The following is a 4,011-nucleotide window of genomic DNA, read 5'->3' on the forward strand; positions in this document are numbered from 1 at the left end:
ATAATCAATATTGTAGCCAAATGACGAGAGCAATTAATCGGAGTTTGTAAGTGTTTAGCAATATTTTTGACAAATTTTAAGAATCCCTGTTTTACTGCTTCAATATTTAATCGAATCGTTAAAATCTAGCTCAAAGTTGCCTATAATCATGCCGTAATTTGCCCTAATTATAAATTCAGTGGAAATAGATTCAGGAGAGCTAGTTGTGTTCATGGTCGATGAATGTCATTTACTTTGGGGAGACATCTGTGGTTATGTCTGGGGAAAAACTAATGCACCACAACAGAATCCGCATGACTATGATGTTTTCTCATAAATCATTTAGGATTGCTATAGTATGCTAAATTATCAGTCAGTAAAAGGGAACGGGGAACAGGGGAAAGAGAGAAGATTTTGCCATAATATTCAAAAATATGGCTTATTTATTAGCCATGGTAAGCTTTATGAGATTTTTTTTGTTCAGATTTTGCATATTATGTACTCAAGAGCCAAAATTCTAAATTCTAATGAATTACAAATGAGACCGAAATGCTTGATAAATTAGCATTTCAAAAGAATCAAATATTTCCGTTAAATCTAACGAAACCCGATCAAGAATTTGATATTGCTTAGTTGAAATACAATAAACATAACTATCTATTCCTGATTCTCCAAAAAACAATAAATCTAAACAATCTTCATTTTCACGATACAATAAATTCATATCTACAAATCCAGGAATTTTTCTATCAGTGTAACCAACTATTGGTATTGTTTCACTGGCAAAAATTAATAATCCATTCCAATCTAAACCATTAGTTATACTCAGAAATTCTATATAGCCATCTGGTAGCGTGCAATTTAATTGGTTTTCTACTTTTTCTTTTAATTGAATAAGTTTTTGAGGATTGCAAGGAGGCTGCATTGATTGTTGAAATTTTTGATGTTCTTGAGCTATTGTTTCAAGAAGTTGATGATAACAAGTCATAATTTATATCCAGAATAGTAAAGTGAAACTGAGGAATAAATGTTTAGGGTTTGGGAGGATAAACAAAACCACTAGGTATAGGCCAATTAATGATCTTTGTATCACCATCAGTCATTCCTTTTATAACCTCACGTTGAGCATTCGTTATAGTCAAATGATAAGGATCATTTTTAATAAGTACAAGATTATCAAAATTATTAGTACCTCCATCATCTAGTGGTAATTTATGATGTACTTGCCAACCTTTGGGTATCTTCCCCTCTTCTAAAAGTTTAATATTTATATCAGTCAAACCAGCTTCTTTTAATTTTTTAACTTTATCTGGATCTGAACTAATATTTTGTACAAAATTCTTTCTCTCTGAAGTATCAAATTGTGAACGAAGTTGCTTGTATTCATTTCTAGACCGCTTTGTATAGGAAACTGGTTGACTTGATACACCTCGTAACTCTATTTTTTCACCTCTGAGTGTACCTTTAAATGTTTCAGTATTGTGTTTGCGAAATTTTGTTTGAGCGTTTTTTCCATATGTAGTTTCATATCCTTTTGTATCTGCAACAGCCCTTTTTCTAATTCGTTGGTCATATTGCGGAGATTTTTTAAGTTTCAAAACCTGCTTAATTTCCTGAGCAACAGCATCTTTTGTCTTGGCAGATGCTTTTCTTCCTGCAGGACTAAGTTTTTCAATTATCTGGATTAATTCAGCAATTTCTTTTCTGAGTTTTAGAATTTTCTTACCATTACGAGCAGCTTTAATGGGTTTACCTATAGTATCACCCAAATAAGGAATCATAGAAACTATAGATAGTCCAGCACCAACATAATCACCTTTAGCTAAACTCATTGCCGCACTAATACCATCAGAAATTGGTGTGGGATCTACAATACCAGCAATATCTGCCGCAGTTTGTGCTAATTCAAAAGCCAATTCTTTGTTAGCTTTAGCAAGTGCTATTTGTGCATCTCACAAAACGAAATATATTTTGATTTTCCTCCGCCCACCTACTTAATTCTGGTACACAGCCTTAACTGCCTTGCTAACTAGAGATATTCATTAGGAACATTTTTTAATTGATTTTCCAACAGCCATTTTATTGGTTTATCTTTAGTTTCAAACCATTCTGCACCATTTGCTAACCATGTTGTTCTATAATTTTTAATTGCATTTAGAGTTGCATCTTCATAACCAAATTCAACACCGCAACAAGAACAAATATTGAATAAAGGGGTATTATTATCATTACCCCAAGGAGAATCATCTTGTATTAATCCACAAACACGACAATAATAATTTGGCTTGCTTATCATAAGCATAACTTTAAATCTTTCCTTAATCAATAACGATATCATACTATTTTTAGCATAATTTCTAAGTTTGCCCATCGTAATTCAGAATTCAGAACAAAAACTACTTGTTTGTTCTGATTGATTCCAAATCAAACAAGACCGATCATCACTCCCATAATCTTGGTGATTTGCATTTTATTTTTTAACTCCTTTAAAATTTATTATCTTTATGGTATTTTTTGATAATTCTCATAACAGAATTCTAAAGATTGAATTATATACCTTCCAGGTAGTCCCTTTGTTTTCAACCAATTTAAATATTTATTTTCACCATTTAGTATCTCATTTGATAATAAAAAAGCTTTGTCTATTTCATTTAAAGAAAATAGATAAGCCCATTGATAAAGTTGGTTATCACTATCTTTTTCAAAGGCTTTTTTTTGCATTTTAAAAGCCAGTTTTTCTTCTAAGGGTTTAAAATCATCATCTATACCAAAATACCATTCAGCAATATACAATATTTTTCCTACAAAAAATAAATATTCTGGATTTTCAGAAAATTTTTGATAGGATTCTTCAAAATATTTTCTTAATAAATTAGCCATTGGATCATGTTCTTCTTCTAGATAATCTTCTTCGAGCAAAATATTATGAAGTAGATAGATAATTCTGATATAACCTTCTACATCTTCACTATTATTATTAATAGTTTTTACTATTAAATCTATAGCAGATTTCCATTGTTTACTATCTTGTAAATTGTCTAATTGTTCCTTCCAGTTCATATTTTCTCCTTTGATTTACTTTGATTTAATAAACATAGTACCAAGTCTTGGTACTCCATCTATCACATTACCCCGGATAAGAACAGTCACACCAGCAACATTAACAGGTATATCTTTAAATATACCACTTATAGGTAATTTGCCATTAGCAGCATTTAACACTGCTCTAATTGTTTTTTCTTTGCCTCCAAGTTTACTAACTAATGGTTTAAGATTATGTTTACTAGGAAATAAATGAATAAGTTTATTCCCGTCTTTTACAACTAAATCTACTGCTTTATCAATAGTAGATTCTGAAAACTGTGTAAGAAGTTTGATCTTTCCTTTATTTTTCGGAGTATTCCCAAGAGTAGGTTTCAAAACCTGCTTAATTTCCTGAGCAACAGCATCTTTTGTCTTGGCAGATGCTTTTCTTCCTGCAGGACTAAATTTTTCAATTATCTGAATTAATTCAGCAATTTCTTTTCTGAGTTTTAGAATTTTCTTACCATTACGAGCAGCTTTAATGGGTTTACCTATAGTATCACCCAAATAAGGAATCATAGAAACTATAGATAGTCCAGCACCAACATAATCACCTTTAGCTAAACTCATTGCCGCACTAATACCATCAGAAATTGGTGTGGGATCTACAATACCAGCAATATCTGCCGCAGTTTGTGCTAATTCAAAAGCCAATTCTTTGTTAGCTTTAGCAAGTGCTATTTGTGCATCTTTAACAGAAAGATTACCAGATTTCACCTTGGGCATCATCTGTACTATTTTCTGTTCGGTAGTTTGATGTTGAACTATTTTCCTCTGTACCCCTCCATTTTGCTGCACAACATGAGTCAATTCATGTGCTAATAATTCCTGTCCGTCTCTACTTCCGGGATTATAAGCTCCCTGACTAAAGAAAATATCTTGTCCTGTAGCAAAAGCGCGAGAATTTAAAGATTTATTTAGTTGATCTGACTCACCATCAGTATGAAC

The 4,011-nt window shown here is 31.8% G+C and carries 5 protein-coding genes; all 5 read right to left on the reverse strand.

Annotated elements, in window-relative coordinates:
• Window positions 1-511 precede the first annotated feature (511 nt).
• Window positions 512-967 carry a YrhA family protein gene (locus tag H6G44_RS19820; protein ID WP_190388271.1) on the reverse strand — a complete coding sequence of 152 codons (456 nt, stop codon included), beginning with the start codon at window positions 965-967 and terminating at the stop codon, window positions 512-514.
• A gap of 43 nt (window positions 968-1,010) precedes the next feature.
• The gene (locus H6G44_RS19825; RefSeq protein ID WP_190388270.1) at window positions 1,011-1,895 is read right to left on the reverse strand and encodes an HNH endonuclease; all 885 of its coding nucleotides are present in this window, start codon (window positions 1,893-1,895) and stop codon (window positions 1,011-1,013) included.
• A 113-nt stretch (window positions 1,896-2,008) separates the two neighbouring features.
• Window positions 2,009-2,281, reverse strand: a complete 273-nt coding sequence (locus H6G44_RS19830; RefSeq protein ID WP_199291900.1) for a hypothetical protein — start codon at window positions 2,279-2,281, stop codon at window positions 2,009-2,011.
• 200 nt (window positions 2,282-2,481) lie between these two features.
• Window positions 2,482-3,039: a hypothetical protein gene (locus H6G44_RS19835; RefSeq protein ID WP_190388269.1), complete on the reverse strand. Its 558-nt coding sequence runs from the start codon at window positions 3,037-3,039 to the stop codon at window positions 2,482-2,484.
• 15 nt (window positions 3,040-3,054) lie between these two features.
• Window positions 3,055-4,011 (reverse strand): eCIS core domain-containing protein (locus tag H6G44_RS20045; protein WP_199318022.1); only part of this gene is annotated, 957 nt, incomplete at its 5' end.

This window comes from Aphanizomenon flos-aquae FACHB-1287 (assembly GCF_014698755.1).
Lineage (GTDB): Bacteria > Cyanobacteriota > Cyanobacteriia > Cyanobacteriales > Nostocaceae > Dolichospermum > Dolichospermum flosaquae.

What these genes read in the sequence shown, in the direction of transcription:
- H6G44_RS19835 (WP_190388269.1), bottom strand. Translation starts at nt 3,039, where the DNA reads ATGAACTGGAAGGAACAATTAGACAATTTACAAGATAGTAAACAATGG.
- H6G44_RS19830 (WP_199291900.1), bottom strand. Translation starts at nt 2,281, where the DNA reads ATGCTTATGATAAGCAAGCCAAATTATTATTGTCGTGTTTGTGGATTA.
- H6G44_RS19820 (WP_190388271.1), bottom strand. Translation starts at nt 967, where the DNA reads ATGACTTGTTATCATCAACTTCTTGAAACAATAGCTCAAGAACATCAA.